The 15,619-nt window shown below is 62.0% G+C and carries 14 protein-coding genes; 5 read left to right on the forward strand and 9 right to left on the reverse strand.

The genetic code is table 11. From position 1 onward, the window contains the following. The first annotated feature begins 38 nt into the window (after nucleotides 1–38). Both ABJF10_RS11625 and ABJF10_RS11630 read left to right on the forward strand, forming a co-directional pair. Entirely contained in the window at nucleotides 39–311 is a 273-nt protein-coding gene (locus ABJF10_RS11625) for a hypothetical protein (RefSeq protein ID WP_348544738.1), read from the forward strand. Beyond that, nucleotides 292–1,494: a deoxyguanosinetriphosphate triphosphohydrolase gene (locus tag ABJF10_RS11630; protein ID WP_348544739.1), complete on the forward strand. Its 1,203-nt coding sequence runs from the start codon at nucleotides 292–294 to the stop codon at nucleotides 1,492–1,494. Before ABJF10_RS11625 ends, ABJF10_RS11630 begins: the two co-directional genes overlap by 20 nt. Nucleotides 1,495–1,501: 7 nt before the next feature. Here ABJF10_RS11630 and ABJF10_RS11635 read toward each other — a convergent pair whose 3' ends face one another. Further along, the gene (locus ABJF10_RS11635; protein WP_348544740.1) at nucleotides 1,502–2,122 is read right to left on the reverse strand and encodes an LON peptidase substrate-binding domain-containing protein; all 621 of its coding nucleotides are present in this window, start codon (nucleotides 2,120–2,122) and stop codon (nucleotides 1,502–1,504) included. A 61-nt stretch (nucleotides 2,123–2,183) separates the two neighbouring features. Here ABJF10_RS11635 and ABJF10_RS11640 point away from each other — a divergent pair, with 61 nt between their 5' ends. Then, on the forward strand, nucleotides 2,184–3,029 hold the full coding sequence (locus tag ABJF10_RS11640; protein ID WP_348544741.1) for an MnmC family methyltransferase: 846 nt from the start codon (nucleotides 2,184–2,186) through the stop codon (nucleotides 3,027–3,029). A 6-nt stretch (nucleotides 3,030–3,035) separates the two neighbouring features. Here the strand turns inward: ABJF10_RS11640 and ruvB are convergent, their stop codons facing one another. Further along, the gene (gene ruvB / locus ABJF10_RS11645) at nucleotides 3,036–4,055 is read right to left on the reverse strand and encodes a Holliday junction branch migration DNA helicase RuvB (protein ID WP_348544742.1); all 1,020 of its coding nucleotides are present in this window, start codon (nucleotides 4,053–4,055) and stop codon (nucleotides 3,036–3,038) included. A 49-nt stretch (nucleotides 4,056–4,104) separates the two neighbouring features. Further along, on the reverse strand, nucleotides 4,105–4,491 hold the full coding sequence (locus tag ABJF10_RS11650) for a hypothetical protein (protein WP_348544743.1): 387 nt from the start codon (nucleotides 4,489–4,491) through the stop codon (nucleotides 4,105–4,107). Between the two features lie 118 nt (nucleotides 4,492–4,609). On the opposite strand from ABJF10_RS11650, the gene ABJF10_RS11655 reads away from it, so the two are divergent. Then, the gene (locus ABJF10_RS11655; protein ID WP_348544744.1) at nucleotides 4,610–4,876 is read left to right on the forward strand and encodes a MarR family winged helix-turn-helix transcriptional regulator; all 267 of its coding nucleotides are present in this window, start codon (nucleotides 4,610–4,612) and stop codon (nucleotides 4,874–4,876) included. Nucleotides 4,877–4,948: 72 nt separating this feature from the next. On the opposite strand, the gene ABJF10_RS11660 is transcribed toward ABJF10_RS11655, so the two are convergent. Continuing rightward, nucleotides 4,949–7,927: a PSD1 and planctomycete cytochrome C domain-containing protein gene (locus tag ABJF10_RS11660; protein WP_348544745.1), complete on the reverse strand. Its 2,979-nt coding sequence runs from the start codon at nucleotides 7,925–7,927 to the stop codon at nucleotides 4,949–4,951. A gap of 18 nt (nucleotides 7,928–7,945) precedes the next feature. Continuing rightward, entirely contained in the window at nucleotides 7,946–9,433 is a 1,488-nt protein-coding gene (locus tag ABJF10_RS11665) for a DUF1501 domain-containing protein (protein WP_348544746.1), read from the reverse strand. 472 nt (nucleotides 9,434–9,905) lie between these two features. Between ABJF10_RS11665 and ABJF10_RS11670 the strand changes: the two genes are divergently transcribed. Further along, a complete protein-coding gene (locus ABJF10_RS11670) occupies nucleotides 9,906–11,243 on the forward strand; it encodes a Gfo/Idh/MocA family oxidoreductase (RefSeq protein WP_348544747.1) in 1,338 nt (445 codons plus the stop codon). Between the two features lie 25 nt (nucleotides 11,244–11,268). On the opposite strand, the gene ABJF10_RS11675 is transcribed toward ABJF10_RS11670, so the two are convergent. The 4 genes from ABJF10_RS11675 to ABJF10_RS11690 form a co-directional block, all read right to left on the reverse strand. Next, nucleotides 11,269–12,717, reverse strand: a complete 1,449-nt coding sequence (locus ABJF10_RS11675) for a sulfatase-like hydrolase/transferase (RefSeq protein WP_348544748.1) — start codon at nucleotides 12,715–12,717, stop codon at nucleotides 11,269–11,271. Nucleotides 12,718–12,724: 7 nt separating this feature from the next. Next, a complete protein-coding gene (locus ABJF10_RS11680; RefSeq protein WP_348544749.1) occupies nucleotides 12,725–14,233 on the reverse strand; it encodes a hypothetical protein in 1,509 nt (502 codons plus the stop codon). A 3-nt stretch (nucleotides 14,234–14,236) separates the two neighbouring features. Continuing rightward, entirely contained in the window at nucleotides 14,237–15,091 is an 855-nt protein-coding gene (locus ABJF10_RS11685; protein WP_348544750.1) for a carbon-nitrogen hydrolase family protein, read from the reverse strand. A gap of 67 nt (nucleotides 15,092–15,158) precedes the next feature. Next, on the reverse strand, nucleotides 15,159–15,619 hold a 461-nt coding region (locus tag ABJF10_RS11690), incomplete at its 5' end, for a sigma-70 family RNA polymerase sigma factor (protein ID WP_348544751.1).

Raw genomic sequence — 15,619 nt, forward strand, 5'->3', positions numbered from 1 at the left:
TCATTCAGGTTTGCAGAGGGATCATCCGCTCCCAACAGGTGCGTCGCACGCTCATGTTTTGGGATGTGCTCGCGGTGCTGGTGTTGATTTTCCTCGGCTCGACCTTTCTCTGGCCGTGGCTGCGCGGGCATCCTTTCCTCTTCCTTGGCTATTGGGTGGTCTCCGGATGGCTGACCATCCTCGCAGCCTTGCTCGCGGTCTACGATCTCGCCAAGGTGCGCCTTGATGCCCGGCGCGCACACCAGGAACTCAAGCGGGAGTTTCTCCGTCACGAAGATTCGGATTCCTCGCATGATTCGCACCCGAATTGAAAAACAGCGGCTGGAGAAGCTGACGCTGGCGCCTTACGCGCAAAAATCCGGCGATTCCGCCGGCCGGGTGCATGCCGAACCGGCGCATCCGCATCGCACTGTCTACGAACGCGACCGTGCGCGGATCATTCATTCAAGAGCTTTCCGGCGCCTCGAGTACAAGACACAGGTCTTTCTCAACGGGACCGGCGACCACTTGCGGACTCGACTGACGCACACTATCGAAGTGGCCTCGATCAGCCGCACGATCGCCCGGGCGCTCGGCTTGAATGAAGATCTGGCCGAGACGATTGCGCTGGCGCACGACCTGGGCCATGCGCCTTTCGGCCATTCCGGCGAGGAAGTGCTGAATGAATTGATGGGCAGCCACGGCGGCTTTGAGCACAACGTGCAAAGCCTGCGCATCGTCGAGATCATCGAACGCAAGTATCCGAGTTTCACCGGCTTGAACCTGTCGTGGGAAGTGCGCGAAGGCTTGCAAAAGCACCAGAAATTCTACGATCCACCGACACCGGGCCGGCACGAGAAGTACAGCAGTCCTTCGCTCGAGGCGCAGATCGCCAACCTGGCGGACGAGATCACCTACTATAGCCACGATCTGGACGACGGTCTCGATTTTCAACTCATCACGCCCAAGCAACTCGAGGAGCTGGAAGTCTGGCGGCACAGCCTCGCCGAAGTCCGCCGCCATTTTCCCAAGCTGCGCGGCCGGGAACTGCACAGCTATGTGATCCGCTGCATGATCGACCGGCAGGTGCAGGATGTCGTTACGACGAGCGAGGAATTCATCGGCGACGCCGGTGTGCAGAGCGCCGACGACGTGCGGCGGCAAAAGAAGCCCTTGATCCGCTACAGCCTGTTGCTGCTCAAGGCGAACGAGGCGTTGCGGAAATTCCTCTACAAGAACCTCTATTACCACCCGCGTGTGGCGAGCGCGAACAATCGGGCCTGCGAGCTATTGAAGAATGTCTTCGAACGGTACCTCGAGAAGCCGGCGCTGCTCGGCGAGACCACCGCCGGGCGTGTGCGCAAGGATGGGCTGCATCGCGCGGTCTGCGACTATCTCTCGGGAATGACCGACCGCTATCTGCTGGAGGAACACGAGCGGCTGTTCGCCGAGGATAAGGCGCCGGCCTCCGTGCGGCAGCGGCTCGACCTCGGTCGCAAGCGACGGAATGAATAAACCGGCGCTAGGCGCGTAGATACGCAAGCAGCCTCACGACCCGCGTCCTCACGTCCAGCTCCTCGAAAATAGCCTGCCGCTCTTCCGCGTCGCGCACGCAGGCGTGGGCAATCACATCCGCCAGCACGGAAGGGTCATCGATCTGCTCGAGCTGCCTTTCCAGTTGAGCCGGCAGCTTGGCCTCACCCGCGAGGAATGTTTCGGCCACGGTGAGCAGCCGCGCGGTCAATTGTTCGCTCTCTTCCGGTGGAGCGGGTTGGGAGGCCAGCTCCCGGAGCTCGGCGATGCGAAACGGGGCGTCTTGCAGGAAGCCGACGATGCGCATGCGCGCGAGGCCCTGGAGGATGAGATTGGAAGTGCCGTCTTCGCGGCCGACACACGCGCGGACGAGGCCGAGGCCGACGACATGATGAAAGTCGTCCGGCGTGCGGGCCTCCGAAATGCCCGGCTTCAGCGGCGCGATACAGAACATGCGGTCCTGTTGCAGGCTCCACGACAGCATCTCCCGATAGCGCGGCTCGAAGATGTAGAGCGGCAGGAGCGAGTTGGGGAAAAGATGCGCCTCGGGGAGCACCATGATGGGCGCGTGCGCGGGGAGATTGAGTTTTTGTTGGCCGATGCTTTTCACGGTTCCTATATGGATACGCTAGCACAGCCCCGGCAGATGGGGCTATTTTCAACTCGTGTTTTTGGATAACGACCCCGCGGCCTTCGAAATCGTCACCGTCCAGTCCGGCGCCCGGAGCCTGCGATCGCGGAACCATGGCGAGACGTTTCATCCCGTAGTCGGGCCGATGATCGAGGCGGTGGCGTTGCATGTGCGGCAGCAACGACTGGTCGAGCGCGCGGCGGCAGAGGAGGGGACGTTTGTGATTTGGGACGTGGGCCTGGGTGCGGCCGCGAATGCCATTGCCGCGATCGAGGCGCTCGCCCAGCAAGCAACCACGGGCCTGGACGTCGAGATCCACAGTTTCGATGTGACCGATGGCGCGCTGCGGTTCGCGCTCTCGCATGCCGCGGATTTGGGCTATCTCGTTCCGCACGTCGCGACGATCGAGACCCTGTTGGCGGTGGGAGAATCAGCGGAGACGAACATTCGCTGGAAGTTTCACCCCGGCGATTTCCGCGAAACGATGTTCGCGGCGCCCGCGCCGCACGCGGTCCTTTACGATCCGTACTCGCCGCAGTCGAACCCCGACATGTGGACGCTCGATCATTTCACGCAAATGCGCACCTGCCTCTCCCCGGAAGTGACCTGCCTGCTGACCAACTACACCCGGTCAACCGCAGTGCGGGTCACGCTGTTGCTCGCCGGATTCTTTGTGGGACACGGACATGCCACGGGCGAGAAGGACCAGACGACGATCGCCAGCAATGACCTGGCGATGCTGGAAGAGCCGCTCGATGCCGCGTGGCTGAAGCGGGTGCATCGCTCCACGAACGCCGCCCCCTTGCGCTCGACGAGCGCGGGCATTGCACCTATTTCCCCGGAGGATTGGGCGCGCCTCTCGTCTCACCCGCAGTTCGCCAGTTAACGGACGTCAGTCGAACAGTTCGCCGTTCCGTTTCGGGGCGGCGATGCCGAGCTTGCGATAGGCGAGCGGCATGGCAACGCGGCCTTGTGACGTGCGTTTGATGTAGCCTTGCATGATGAGGTACGGCTCATGCACGTCCTCCAGGGTGCCGGCGTCGTCGCCGATGGCCACGGCGAGCGAGTTGATGCCGACCGGGCCGCCGCCGAACTTGTGGACGAGGGCTTCGAGGATGCGCTTGTCCATTTCGTCGAAGCCATCGCGGTCGATGTCGAGCATCTCGAGCGCCTTGTCGGCCACGTCGCGGTCCACGCGATTGCCCGCGCGCACCTGGGCGAAGTCGCGGACCCAGCGCAGGAGATTGTTGGCGATGCGCGGCGTGCCCCGGCTGCGGGCGGCGACTTCCAGTGCGCCGGCGTCGTCGATCTCGAGGCCGATCAAGCCGGCGCTGCGGAGCACGATCTTTTGCAATTCGTCGGCAACATAATAATCGAGCCGGCAGTTCATGCCGAAGCGGGTACGCAGCGGCGCGCTGAGCATGCCGGCCCGGGTCGTCGCCCCGATGAGCGTGAAGCGCGGCAGATTGAGCGGGATGCTGCGCGCGTTGGGCCCCTGGTCGATGATGATGTCGAGTTTGTAGTCCTCCATCGCAGGATAAAGGTACTCCTCGATGGCCGGTTGCAGACGGTGGATTTCATCGATGAAGAGCACGTCCCCGCGCTCCAGCGTGGTGAGGAGCCCGGCGAGGTCACCGGCCTTTTCGATGGTCGGGCCGCTGGTGTTCTTGATGTTCACCCCCATGGCGTGCGCGAGGATGTAAGCCAGCGTCGTCTTGCCCAGCCCGGGCGGGCCGCTGAGAAGGATGTGCTCGAGGACGTCTCCGCGCTGTTGCGCGGCCTGCACCATGAGCTCGAGCCGCTGGCAGACCTTCTCCTGCCCGGCGAACTCGCTGAACATCGGTGGACGCAGCGAGATGTCGAACGCCGTCTTGGGCGCGTCGAGAGTATTGCTGATGAAGTCGTCCGGCACGCGTTAGTGAAAGCAGAATGCCCGGCGGCGGGAAAGGGGAGAGTGCGTGCTACTCGTCCTCGGCGTCCTCTTCTTCCTTGTCCTCGAGCCGGGAGGCCAGCATTTGATCGTGCACCGCCTCGTCCATGCCCTCGGCCACCAATTCCTCGCCCACACTGTCCTGGTCATCGCCCCGGACATTTTCCACATGGTGCCCAAGGGAACTGGTCACCATGTCGTGCTCGGAAATGGCGGACGTCATTTCCATCTCGCCATTCGTGTCATTCGTCTGATGACCGCCGTGCAACTCCCGCTTGGCCTCCCGCCAATCTTCCTCATTGAACTCTGCGTGACCGTTGATCTTCGCCAGCTCCTGGGCGCGCTTGCGCACGGTATCCGCGCAGGGCGTGCCCAACCCTTCGGAGTGCTGAATGATCTTCGCGGGGGTCGGGTTCATCGAGCTCATGTCTTACTGTTAAGACCGTCTGCACGATGAGCAAGCGCGAGTTGCGAACCGTCAAAAATTGTCCAGTTGTGAAACGAGACATTTGGGCCTATTGGCGTAGGATGTCGCTATGAAGCAGATCAAACTCAGCGGTCGCGAGATGGCGGTTTTGCGCTCCATCGACTACGCCAGCGGCAGCACCGGTGTGGAAATCCGGGAGAAGACGGCCATCGATGGCACCGATGTGGCCGACATTCTCAACGCGCTGTGCGACATCGGCTACGTCGAGGTGTTTCCCGCGGTCGAGCCCATCACGTATCTCAACTACGCGGAGGTACGCTTCGAGATCAATCCGTCCTATGCGTTGCAGTTGAAGGAAGCGATGAAGCGGTACTGAGAGGAGTGGCAGCGGTCTATGACCGCCGCATTTTTCCCGAGTCTGCGGTCATAAGGCCACCGCTACAGCGGATCAGTTGACGTAGCTGGCTTCGTTGGAGAAGAGCAGGGCTTGCGCGTAGGTTTCCCATGGCGTCAGCGGCTTGCGCTCCACCATGTCGCCCTCGTTCTGGATGGCCTTCATGCCATCGTAGCGCTTGTTGCCGCCGTTTTGCTTCTTCCCGGCGAGACGGGTGTTGGTCTTGCCCTTGTCCTGGGCGGGCGAAGTTTGCGGCTGATTCTTCGATTCCTTGGCCACGAACTGCATGGCAATCTGGATTTCGATGGGCTGCGGATTACGCTGGAAGATGATGTTGTAGAGCGCGACCGCCGTGGCGAGGCCATCGGTCGAGCGCGTGACCTCGGGACGGGCCATGATGTGCCGGGCGACATCCACGGACATGGCGCTGTTCATGAGGAAGAGCGCCTGCTGCGGCACCGTGGTGGAAGCGCGCTTGCTGTTGGGCATGTCGGGATCGCTGAAGTCGAACTGCTGCATCAACTCGGGCAGGTTGCCCCGATCGATATAGCCGTAGACCGAGCGGCGGAAGCTGTAAGGCTCCTCCGTGAGGTTGACCGGCTTGCCGCCGACGGTGCGGTCGAGCTTGCCGCTCATGACGAGCAGCGAATCGCGCAACGCCTCGAAGTCGAGGCGGCGGACGTTGGCGCGCCAGAGCAGACGATTATCCGGGTCGAGCTGCTCGAACTTGGCGTTCGTCTGCGAGCTTTCCTGGTAGACGTGCGAGAGCATGATCGCCTTGTGGAGCTTCTTCAAGGACCAGCCTTGATCCATGAAGTAGCTGGCGAGGAAATCGAACAATTCGGGGTGCGAAGGGGTTTCGCTCTGCGTGCCGAGATCATCGAGGGTGCGCACGAAGCCTTCGCCGAAATGATGCATCCAGACGCGATTCACGATGACGCGGGCGGTGAGGGGATTGCTCTTCGAGGCGATGTCCTCGGCGAGTTCCAGGCGTCCGCTGCCTTCCTTGAAGGGCACCGGCTTGCGGTCGGGCGAAAGAACCTCGAGGAAGTGGCGGGGAACCATGTCACCGCGCACATCTTGCTGGCCGCGGATGAACACGGAGGAGTTCTTCGGCTGCGGCGCATCGGCCACGAGCATGGCGCGGGCGGGGGCGCCCGGATGGGTGAGCTCGAGCTCATTGAGCTTGGAAAACTCGAAGCGCGTCTGGCCATTGAGCTTGTTACCGAGCTTGCTGCCGAATTCCCGCAGGTTCTGCGTCGTCAACTGGGAAGCGGGCATGATATCGAACGGATTCTGGAAGATCTCGACGAGCGCGGGTTCAAAGCCGCTGAGATGGCCGTCCATCGCCTGGGCATTGGCGGCGATAAACGCCTTCCGCTGGGGCTCGAGGCTGGCGAAGAGGTCCTTGTAGATCTTGGTCACGTCCTCCATCGACGCCGGATGCGCGTCCTTGAAGGCATTGACCACGATCGGGTTGATCGCGGCGCCGCGCTTGCCGCCACCGCCCGAGGTGATCGCGGCGATCACTTCCGGCGCCTTTTGGGTAAACTCCGACTCGCTCAACTCGGCGAATTTGCGGAACGGCACGACGACCGTCTCGTCGTTGCCGCGCATGTGTTTGGCCAGGGCGGGCAGGAGTTCCCGGTCGAGATTGTACTTCTGGAGCAGGGCGATGCGTTCCTTTTCCGCCTCTCCGCCCGCGCCCTTTTTCTTATAGCCACCGGCGATGCGCTGGATCATCAGGTAGCCGTCGATCTTCTTGAAGAACTCGGCCTGATTCTTGTCGATGAAGCTGTAATAGAGGTCGCGGTTGTCCTTTTGGACTTTGTTCGCCTGCTGCTCGTAATCGGCGAGCTGCGCCTGGCTGGGGAGGCCGATGATCGGCTTGTCCGCGGGCTCCACGGTCGAGGCAAAGACGCCATGCAGCGCGTAGTAATCCTTCGTCGGAATCGGGTCGAACATGTGATCGTGGCAGCGGGCGCAGGCCACGGTGAGCCCGAGGAAGCCCTTGGTCACGGTATCAATCCGGTCATTGATGATGTCGTTCGGATTGCGGAAGCGCTCCCCGACGGTGAGGAAGCCCAGCGCGGCGAGGTTCGGTGCGGGATTGTTCGGCAATTTATCCGCGGCCAGTTGCTGGATGATGAACTGGTTGTAAGGCATGTCGTCGTTGATGGCCTTGATCACCCAGTCGCGATAAGTCCACGCGTAGGCGTAGCGATAGTCGTCGCGGCGGTTCTGATTCTTGTCGCCGCCGGTGGTGTCGGAGTAGCGTGCGGTGTCGAGCCAGTGGCGGCCCCAGCGTTCGCCGTAGGCGGGCGAAGCGAGCAGGCGGTCCACCACCTTGGCGAAGGCTTGGGGTGAAGTATCGGCCACGAAAGCCTGCACTTCCGGCGGGGTGGGCGGCAGCCCGGTGAGATCGTAAGTCGCGCGGCGCAGGAGCGTTTCCTTGGTTGCGTCGCCGGCAGGAATCATCCCTTTCGATTCCAGTTTCGCGAGGATGAAATTGTCGATCGCCGTGCGGGGCCACGCGCTGTTCTTCACCGCGGGCGGGGCCGGCTTGGTGACGGGTTGATAGGCGTAGTGCGAGCGCGCCTTGTCGGTCAAGCCGCTGAGTTTGCTGGCGATCTTGGCGTCGTCCTTGCGCGGATCGGGCGCGCCCATCTTCACCCACGTGGTGAGGTCGGCGATTTGCTGATTGGTCAGCTTCTCGCCCTTGGGCGGCATCTGCAGATCCTTGTCGAGATAACCCACCGCCTTGATCAGTGCGCTTTTCTCGATATCGCCCGGCACCACCACGGCGCCATTCTCGCCGCCCTTGAGCAGGCCGGCCTTGGTATCCAGCGTGAGGTCACCCTTGGACTTGCCTTGCTCCAAACTGTGGCACTTGTAGCAGTTCTCCTTGAAGATCGGGCGGATCTTGTTCTCGAAGAATTCCGTCTGCTCCTTGGTGGGCTCGGCGGTGGCCGCCGCGAAGACGGAGGCGCTGCTGAGCGCGAGGATGGTGATGGCGAGAGGGCGATGCATCATGGTGGGACTCCTTGGACTTTAGGCGATGACGTCTTTGATCACGTTGCCGAAATTGTCGGTGAAACGGAAATCGCGGCCATTGTAGCGATAGGTGAGCTTGGTGTGATCGAAGCCGAGCAGCGCCAGGATGGTGGCGTGCAGGTCATGGATGTGCACCTTGTTCTCCGCGGCGCGGGCGCCGAATTCATCGGTGGCGCCATAAGTGGTGCCGCCCTTGACGCCGCCGCCGGCCATCCACGCGACCATCGCGCGGCCGTTGTGATCGCGGCCCGGGGTGGCGTTGCCATTGCGGTCGCGCACCACGGTGCGGCCAAATTCGCCGCCCCAGATTATGAGGGTGGAGTCGAGCAGGCCGCGTTGCTTGAGGTCCTTGATCAGCGCTGCCGCCGGTTGATCCATGGCGCCGGCCTGGCGCGGGATCGCGGTCTCGACACTGGCGTGGGTGTCCCAGCCGCCATGCTGCACCTGGACGAAACGGACGCCGCGCTCGATGAGCCGGCGGGCGACGAGAAGCTTCGAGCCCATGTCGGAGGGGTTGCCGCCGCCGCCCTTGCCGCCACCGCCGGCGTTTCCGCCGGTGATGCCGTAGAGCGCCTTGGTAGCGTCGGATTCCTTGGTGATGTCAAAAGCGTCGGTCGCCTCGGTCTGCATTTTGAACGCCATTTCGAAGGCCTCAATGCGGGCTTCGAGCTGTGCGTCCTTCTGCAAGGACTTGGCGTGCATATCATTGAGCTGATGCACGAGGTCGAGCTGGCGGCGCTGGCGATCCATGCCGGTGAACTGGTTGCTGATATTGAGCAGCACCTCTTCCAGCTTCATGTTCTGCGAGTAGTTGACGTTGCAACCTTGGTAGACGCCGGGCAGGAACGAGGCCTGACGCCACTCGGGTTTGCCGCCGAGGGTGATGAAGCCGGGCATGTTCTGGTTCTCGGTGCCGAGACCGTAGACGACCCACGAACCCATCGAGGGCTTCGGGATCTGGAGCGCGCCGGTGTTCATGAAACGCTGGGCCACTTCGTGCGCCGGGATGTCGGTCCACAGGGAGCGAATGACCGTCATTTCGTCGATGACTTCACTGAGCTTGGGGAACACTTCGCTGACCTCGACGCCCGACTTGCCGCTTTTGTTGAACTTGAAAGGAGAGGGGAACGCGAGCCCATCGAGACCGGGCAGAGTCTTGTCCGCATACTTCGTCAGTTCCGGCTTTGGATCCCAAGTATCGACATGCGAAGGACCGCCTTCGGCGAAAATGTGGATGACGGCCTTGGCCTTGGCCGGATTCGGAGCGGCTTTAGGCGCCAGCGGGCCAAGCGGTTTGCCCGCGGCAGTCGCGGCATTTGCCGAGCCACCCATGTTCAGGCCGAGGATCGAAGCGAGGCTCATGGCGCCGAAGCCCATGCCCGTTTTTTCCAGAAATTCGCGGCGCGAGAAAATGATGTCCCTCAGCGTCGGGGTATGTTCACGGATGTACTTTTCGGAACTGAAAGAGGATTGTTCTGGATTCATAGTAGCGGGGTTGGGAAGCTGTGTTGTTTTAGGCAACCGGCCAGATTCGAGAAAGTTGCGCTAAATTAACAGTTCTGAGCAATTTGGGTGCGAGGATAATGAGTCCGATGCCTTAATTAGCAGTGCTTATATTTTAGTGAATGGCTGACCGGAAAATTTTTCCGGCACGATTAGACACGATCAGGCACGATTACTCTGGATTGAGGGGAGGGGAAGTGCCTCTTTCCAGAGATTGGACGATTGGGGTTGCGGAATAAGTAATTTGCATCTCGATAAAACTCAGCCTTCCCATTCCTGCTGCTTCCTTCGCCTCATTCACCCCGTCTGCCTTCGATTTAACGCAAAGTAGAGTAATTGACCCCGACTGTCAAGCCCCCCCAAGCCGCGCTTCCGCCCCGGCATTCTTTTGTCGTTTCCGTCAAAGAAATAGGCATTGTTGACTATCTAGCTTTTCGGAGCACTCCCCCCACTTATGAACACACCCACCTTCCCGCGTCGTCGCTTTCTGCAAACTGCCGCCGCCGCGGCCCTTGGCATGCCGGCGATCCTGCGCAGTCAATCGCCGGGGAGTAAATTGAACATCGTCGTCATCGGCTGCGGCGGACGCGGCGGTGCGAACTTGAAGGAGATGCTCGAGGAGAACATCGTGGCGCTCTGCGATGTGAATGCGAAGAACCTGGAACTGGCGGCGGCCAAGGCGCCGGGAGCGAAACAGTTTCGGGATTTCCGGAAGCTCTACGATGAATTGAAGGACGCGGAGTACGATGCGGTGGTGGTGAGCACCACCGAACACACGCATGCCTTCGCGACGCTGCCGGCGCTGCAGCGGAAGAAGCATGTGTATTGCGAAAAGCCGCTGACCCGCGACGTGCACGAAGCGCGGATCATTACCGAGGCGGCGAAAGCAGCCGGCGTGGCGACGCAGATGGGCACGCAGATTCACGCGGGGACGAATTACCGCCGCGTGGTGGAACTCATCCAGGGCGGCGCGATTGGGCCGGTGCGCGAGGCGCACGTGTGGGTGAATCGCACCTGGGGCCGCCAATCGCCGGAGGACGCCGCAGCCTACAAGGACGTCGTGAGTGTGCAGGAAAGGCCGGCCGAGGAAATGCCGGTGCCGCCGGAGCTCAATTGGGATTTGTGGCTCGGGCCCGCGCCGGCGCGTCCGTTCAACACCGTCTATTTTCCCGGGCCGAAATGGTATCGCTGGTGGGATTTCGGCAATGGAACGATGAGCGACCTCGGCTCGCACTGGAACGATCTGCCTTTCTGGGCGCTGCAACTCGATGCGCCGCTGACCATTGAGGCGAGCGGTCCGCCGCCGCACGCGGAGATCGCGCCCGCGACGATGAGCGCGGCCTACACCTACGGCGCGCGCGGCACGATGCCGCCGGTGAAAGTGACCTGGTATCAAGGCCAGATGAAGCCGCCGCAGTGGACGGAAAAGGTGATCCCGCAATGGAATGACGGTGTCCTCTTCGTGGGCGACAAAGGCATGTTGCTTTCCGATTACGGCAAACACGTGCTGCTCCCGGAGAAAGATTTCGCCGGCTTCACACCACCTGCGCCGAGCATCCCGGATTCGCTCGGCCATCACAAGGAGTGGCTGCACGCCTGCAAGACCGGTGCGCCCACCACATGCCATTTCGGCTACAGCGGACGGCTTACGGAGGCCAATCACCTCGGCAATGTGGCCTACCGCGCCGGCAAAAGGATCGAGTGGGATACGAAGAACATGCGCATCCCGAATGCGCCTGAAGCCGAGCGCTTCCTCCGGCGCGACTATCGCCCGGGGTGGAAGCTGGGGTAGTGGAACGAGCGCGCAGCGAGGGAAATCACTTTTGCGGTGGGATCGCGCTTGCCGCCGGCGTTTCAACCAATCGCTTCGCCTTCGATTTCCCGCCCTTCCAAATGTCGTATTGCGGGTCAGCGTAGCGGGCGAAGAATTCATTCAGCTTCTGCGTGAGCTCCGCGCGGATCGGGTCGGTGCCGGGCTGGCCATAGAGGTTGGAGCGTTCCTGGGAATCGGCCTGCATGTCGTAGAGTTCGTGCGGGCCGTCGGGATGACGCAGCACGCATTTCCAACGGTCGGTGCGAATCGCCCGGCAGGTTTCCATTTCGTAATACATCACGTTGTCCCATGGGATGGTTTCCCCGCGCAGCACGGGCGAAAAATCGCGGCCGGGTGACTTCGGTTGCTGCGGCATTTTGTCGGCGAGGCCGAGATAGCTGAGCACGGAAGGCATGAAGTCGTAGTTGCTGACGATGTCGTTCGAGACCTGGCCGGCGGGGATGCGGCCGGGTTGCCGGAAGATGAAGGGGATTTGCATCATCAGTTCGTGCGCACCGATTGGGCGGAAATGATCGCCCATGCCCCACATGCCGTTCTGGCCGCCCATCCAGCCTTGATCGGCGGCGTAGATCACGAGCGTATTTTCATCGAGGCCGAGTCGCTTGAAGGTGGCCATGATCTCGCCGACGCCATCGTCCACGCCGCTCGTCTCCGCAGCCATGCGGCGGATGGCGGTGAGGCTGTTGTGAAATTTTTTGTTCTCGAATTGCCACGGGTGCATCGCGTCGCGCGGGAAGCTCGGGAAAACTTTGTCCGCGTAATACTCCGCGTGGCGATTGCGCGCCGGATTGAGCATCAGCGGGCCGAGGCTGTACGGGCCGTTGTAGGCGAGATAGAGGAAAAACGGATGGTCCTTGTTTTGCTCGATGAACTCGATTCCGCGCCGCGTCCACAGGTCGGTGGTGTAGCCTTCTTCGCGGCGCACCTGGCCGTTCTCGATCACGTCCTGGTCGTAAAATTCGCGGGTGCCGCCATCGGGCTTCGTGACCCAAAATGAGAAGCCGTTCGAGGGCTGGAGACAATCCCCAAGGTGCCACTTTCCGCTCAATCCACAGACGTAGCCTTCCTCGCGCAGGATCTTGCCGAGCGAGTGGAATTCCGCCAGGGCGTCATAGGCCTGCGGACCCATGAGGACCTTCGGCTCGAGGAAGGAGTGAATTCCGTGCTGGGATGGGATGAGGCCGGTGAGAAAGGTGGCGCGGGTGGGTGAGCAGACGGGGTTGCTGCTCAGCGCGCGGGTGAAGCGAATGCCCTCCTTGGCGAGCCGGTCGATGTTCGGCGTGCGAATATCGGGATTGCCGTAACAGCCGAGCTGCCAGGCGCCCTGGTTGTCGGCGAGGATGAAGACGACATTCGGGTGCGCGGTGGCCGCGTGCGTGATAGTCGCGATGATGAACAGACCCGCGACGGCGGCTAGGGGAAAGCGATTCACGATGTCATCACTTTTCTTCGGCCGCGCGAAAGGTGTAGAGGTCCGCATTCTTGAGCTGGAACTCCAGGCGGATGACTCTGTCTTTGAGCGTCGCGAGCGAGCCGCCTTTCCAGGTCACTTCTTGCGCCACATTGTTGCCTGTGAAGGCGGGCATGTCGTCGTAGTTGAAGCTCGGGATGGGTTTGCGCAACTCGTCGGACACGCGCACGCGCAGCTCGCCCGAATGCGCGTCGGCATTGACCAGCAGAGGGCCACCGGGCCACCGCAACGCGCGGGTGCAGACCACACCACCGGTTGCCGGGCCATGCTGGGAGACGAAGCCTTCCTTGCGCATCGTGGCGAGGCCGATGGCACCCTTGCGCGCCAGCGCATCGCCGTGCGCGCCGTCGAAACCGGCGTAGTAAAGCCACCATTCGTCGCCCACCTCAACCCAGCGCGGGCTGCACACGACCATCGAGTGATCCCACGCGCCTTCGGGGCCGAACTCGATGAGGTGCTGGCGCGCGGGCAGTCGCTCGAAGTTCCAGCCGTCACGGCTCCAGGCGATTTCGCTGGCGTAGAGGTCGTTCCACTGGAATGGAGCGAGCAGGCCCCACCAGACCCCGGCGTGGCGATGAACGGGCATGGCCATGAAGTAATTGTAGCCCAGATCGGCGTCGCGTTCGTCGGGCATGAGGATGGTCTGCGGGCGGACGTTCCATTCGGTCCACAGGTCCTTGCTGCTCATGCGTGACATGCCGCGGCGCGATTCGCCGCTGTCGATCATTTCCTTCGTCTGGCCGGGGGCGCGGTAGATGTTCTTCGACCGGCAGAACATCACGTATTCGTCATGCGCGGTGTCGTAGTGCACGGTGTTGTGCGTGTCGCTGGAGAGGCGGGCGATGCGCCGGTCGCTGGCGGCGTCCCAGTGGATGCCATCCTGCGAGCCGACGATGCGAATGCCGTTCAGCGGCACCGTGCTCATGGTATAAACCATCACGTAGCGGAAGCCGTGGCGGTCCTTTTCCGGCACCTCGAGAATCTGCGGCGCACTCGCGTCACACCGTGGGAATTCGACGTGATGGATCACCGCGTTGTGTGGGAGGTTGGACTGCTCGGCGTCTGGAAAAAGATCGAGTGCCGGCTTGTCCCAGTGCACGCCGTCCGCGGATTCAGCATAGGCAACTGTGACGGAGTAGTTCCCCTTCAGTTTGCTCTCCTCCCCGTTTTTCACGTTCGCCTGATACCACATGCGGAACCGCCCATCGTCTTCACGCAGCACCCAAAGGTGGCTGGGGTCGTCGCCGGTGATCAACGGATTCGCCGAATGCTTCGTCGGTTGATGCAACACGCGCTTCACCGGCTCGCCCTTGGGTTTCAGGCCCCACGTGGTGTCCACGATGTAGAGGTCGTGAACGAACTGCGACTCGTGACCGATCTCGACCGGCTCCGGCGGAACCGTGCCGCCGGATGCTGATCCTGGTAGACACGCGAGCAGGCAGGCCGTGGTGACGCCGAAGAGATGCGCGCGGTGCATGGTCTAGTGGTTCGCTTCCGGGGCGGTCGCCGCCGCCTCGGCCAGCAAGGTGTGAAATTCACGATGGCTCCACGCCGACTTGCTCAGGCCCCAGGCTTTGTCGGGTCCTTTCGTGGTATCGACATCCGCGAAGATGAAATCCTCTTCAAGGCGGCGGCTGCGGACGACGATCTCGCCGCCCGGATCCATGATATAACTGTCCCCGTAGCCGATGCTCTCCGGGTGGCGCGTCATGCCGCTCTTCCTGGCATCGAGGACGACGTTGTTGGCCCGGACAAAGTAGACGCTGTTTTCCACGGCGCGCGCGATGTGATCGGAACGCACCTTGGCGAAATGACTGAGCAGTCCGGCCGGGGTGATGGCGTTGAAGTGCGGGGCGAAAATGAGGCGCGCACCCTTCAGCGCGAGGATGCGGGCTGGTTCGATGTAGCCGCCGTCCGCACAAATCAGGACGCCGAATTTCACTCCCTGATGCTCGAAGACCGGGAAAGTCCGGCCCTGTTTGTGAAAGGGCATGTACGCCGCGCACTTGCTGTAGACTCCCAGCAGATGACCGCGATGAGCGACAGCCGCGGTGTTGTATAGATCGGTGCCGCGCGCCTCATTGAAGCCCACGATGGTGAGCGGTTCGTGGCGGCTGGTGATGTCGAGCACGCGCGCCATCTTTTCCGAGTCCACCGCGAAAGCGCCCCGGCGCGCTTCCGGCTCATTGTCCGGATAGCCGGTGAGAAAGCATTCGGGGAAGGAGACGACAGCGGCGCGCTCCTCCCCGGCTTTCTTGAGGCCTTCCTCGAAGCGCTGGAGATTGTGATCGAACTCTCCGCACCAGGATTCAAATTGGCAGTGGGCGATGCGCATGGGCCGGGGGGGAAGTGGGTGGCCGCTTTCTTTCGTAGCCGAAGCGGCGGCAGGCGGCAAGAACGCCCTACGTGTCCAGGTAACGCTTCAGCTTCTCGCGCAGTTCTGTGCGGGCGCGGAAGAGGACGCTCTTCACGGCCGGGACGCTCAGGCCGAGGATCTCGCCGATGTCTTCATACGGGATGTCGTCGTAGCGCCGGAGGACGATGGCCATGCGCTGGATCTCGGGGAGCTCGTCGATGGCTTTTTGGATGGCGTTTTGCATTTCGTCGCCGAGCAACACGTCGTCGGGGGACTTGGTGTTGGGGTCGGGCGCCTGCATGGGGCGGTCGTCCTCGGTGACAGCGTCGAGGGAGAGGGCGGGGTGACGCTTGCGGCGGCGCAGTTCGTTGAAGACGAGGTTGCGCGTGATCTTGAAAAGCCACGTCGTGACTTTCGCCGTCGGCTGCCAGCGCGGCGCGCTTTTCCAAACACGCACGAAGACCTGCTGCGCGATGTCCTGCGCGTCGCTTTCATCGCCGAGCATTT

This window comes from Chthoniobacter sp., assembly GCF_040003245.1.
Lineage (GTDB): Bacteria > Verrucomicrobiota > Verrucomicrobiia > Chthoniobacterales > Chthoniobacteraceae > Chthoniobacter.